Below are 2469 nucleotides of genomic sequence, written 5' to 3'. Positions count from 1 at the left end.
AGCGCCGCTGCCGCAGAAACTGCAGGCCGTTGGCCACCTCGTCCACGCTGTTCTTGCCGCAGGTGACGACAAGATGGCTGCCCACGGCGCTGACCGCTTCTTCGACTTCATTGACCAGCGGCGCAAAAAACGCCCCGGACAAATGCGGCACCACCAGCCCTACGCATTCCGAGCGGCGGGAGGCCAGCGAGGCGGCAAAGCTGTTGCGCGAAAAGTCCAGTTCGCGCATGGCGGCTTCCACCTTCAGGCGGGTGGCTTCGCGCACTTTGTGCGGGTCGTTCATGACCCGGGAGACGGTGGCGCTGGAGACACCGGCCAGGGCGGCGACGGTGTGGATGGTGGACATGGCGGGGGTAACTCAGGTTGCCGGAGGGTCAAATACCTCCGTGGCCAGATATTACCGCCCGCCCATGCGCCTCAGCGGCTCTGCCGCCGCCGTGTGGCCCACAGCCCGAAGGCCCCTACGCCCAGCAAGGCCAGCGAGCCGGGCTCGGGGACGGCGTTGGCCTGCAGGTTGTCGATGGCGAAGCTGTCGGACGCACCCGCCACGTCGAACCAGATGGCCCGCACATTGCTGAACGGATTACCCGGCACGAACGGGGTGGATGGAAAGTCGGAGTCTTCGCTGGGCAGCAACTGCATGAAGTCGTCGCTGCTGCCGTCGGCCGAGGCGTGCAGAAAGACCTGCTCATTGCCCGATGCCGGGCCGCCACCGGTGTCGGTGTTGGAGACGATATCGAAGCCGCCCAGGCTGAAGGCCCCGCCGTCGGCGCGGGTCAGGCGGATCTGCGTCAGGTAGCCAAAGTTGCCAGTGGCCCAGTGGCCCTGCAGCACGTCGTTGCCGACCGCGTAGAAGTCACCCACGTTGCTGGAAAAAGCCGAGTCGGTGCCGATGAAGGTGAAGCGGAAACCCGCCTCTTCGTAGCTTTGCACATCGTCCCAGTTGATGGCGTTGTTGGTGACGTCGGTGGAGCCGTCGTTGTGGGTCACCGTGCCGCCGGTGAAGGTGATCAGCGAGGCCTGGGCCGAGGTGGCCAAGCCGCAGGCGAGCAGGGTGGCAGCGAGGAGTTGGGTTTTGAACATGTGTTTTCCCGTTGAAATTTATTGGACGAATCGGACGTTGCGCACCTGGAACTGCACGCCTTGCTGGTCCCCCCATTTGGGAAAGATGGCAAACGGCACGCTGGTGCGGCGCAGGTCAAAGCAGGCAGACTGGGCGGCGGTGATGGTGGCCATGTCGATGCTCACGGCCTGCCAGCCACCGGCGGTGGGACGGCCAAACAGCACGTCGCCGGTGTTGCAGTTGGTGCCCGCGCTTTCCATCTTCACCACCAGGCCACCGGTGTTACTGCCGTAGTTGCCTACGTTGATGTCGAACTGCAGCTTGCCGCCGGTGAAGTTACCCAGGTTGATGGGCGCGCTGTCGTTGAAGAACAGCAGGCCATCGCCCCCGTCGGCGGCAAAGTTCAGCGCCAGCTCGCCCGTGGGCAGCACGCTGAAGCTGGTATGCACATTGTTGGTGGAATAGGTGTTGGCCTTGAAGCCATCGGACACCACGCCGTTGTTGAACACGGTGTAGGTGGGGCCGGGCTTGGGGGTGGGCAGGGCGACATCGGGCGGCACCAGGGTGCTGCAGGCCACCGCGTCGGCATCCTTGGCGGCACCGGGCACCCAGCGGATGTTGGCAAACGAGGCGGTAAAGGCTTTCTCGGTGTACACCAGGAACGGCGTGTTGATGGTGGCGAAGTCGGTGCCCTTGGCGGCAAAGCAACTCAGCGGCAACTTCACGGTGCGCTTGGTGTTCAGCCCCAGGGTGCTGAACAGCGTGGTGCCATCCACTTCGCCGATGCAGGGGTAGCTGCAATCGACGCGCACCTTGACCAGGCCTTCAGGCAGCTGGTGCACGATGGTGTCAAACACCAGCGCCGCGTCCGAGTTGAGGTAGCTTTGCTGGTCGCTGGTGCCGGGCTGCTGCGCATAGAACTGGCCGGTGCCGGTCCAGGTGAGCTTTTTGCCGTCTTGCTGTACGTTGACCTGGGTGGTTTCGGCCTTGATGGTGGCCTGGGCGATGGTGGCGTTCAGGTCCGAGCCCAGCAAGGTGCCGCCCCAGTTTTCGGGCGAGCCGATGCCCAGTGCAAACGGGGCCTTGTCGGTGGAGTTGAAGATTTCCAGGTCCACGTCGGTAGTGCCGCCACCGGCGGTTTGCCCGCAGCCCAGGGTGGGCACGGTCTCGTCCACCGGGGCCAGAGTTTTCTGGTCGGCGTAGCGCATGCCGTAGCCGTAGGCAAACAGCGGGTCGTAGGCGGCATCACCCACGTTCAGCGGGGTCTGGCAGCCCGACTTGGGCCACGAGAAAGACAGCTTACCCACGGTGTCGAAGTTGACCTTGCCGTTGTAGGTGCGGAAGAGCACGTCGCCCACGCCCTTGCCCTCGGTGCCGGGCAGCCAGGCCACTACAAAGGCGTTCGA

The 2469-nt window shown here is 64.4% G+C and carries 3 protein-coding genes; all 3 read right to left on the bottom strand.

The features are described 5' to 3' along the window. Positions 1 to 346, bottom strand: a 346-nt coding sequence (locus AC097L_RS23185; protein ID WP_479589100.1) for a LacI family DNA-binding transcriptional regulator, incomplete at its 3' end; no start/stop codon positions are given. Positions 347 to 417: 71 nt separating this feature from the next. Next, positions 418 to 1083 (bottom strand): PEP-CTERM sorting domain-containing protein, encoded by a 666-nt coding sequence (locus tag AC097L_RS23180; RefSeq protein WP_479589099.1) that lies wholly within the window; start codon positions 1081 to 1083, stop codon positions 418 to 420. 18 nt (positions 1084 to 1101) lie between these two features. Beyond that, a partial coding sequence (locus tag AC097L_RS23175; RefSeq protein WP_479589098.1) for a putative glycoside hydrolase occupies positions 1102 to 2469 on the bottom strand: 1368 nt, incomplete at its 5' end.

The sequence above is a fragment of the Rhodoferax sp. RT5P35 genome (genome assembly GCF_056521385.1).
The sequence above is the reverse complement of the archived record's forward strand: the minus strand, read 5'-3'. Positions and strand labels throughout refer to the sequence as shown.

Bases quoted from the DNA above. Each gene is read 5' to 3' on its own strand.
- AC097L_RS23180 (WP_479589099.1), bottom strand. From the start codon at position 1,083: ATGTTCAAAACCCAACTCCTCGCTGCCACCCTGCTCGCCTGCGGCTTG.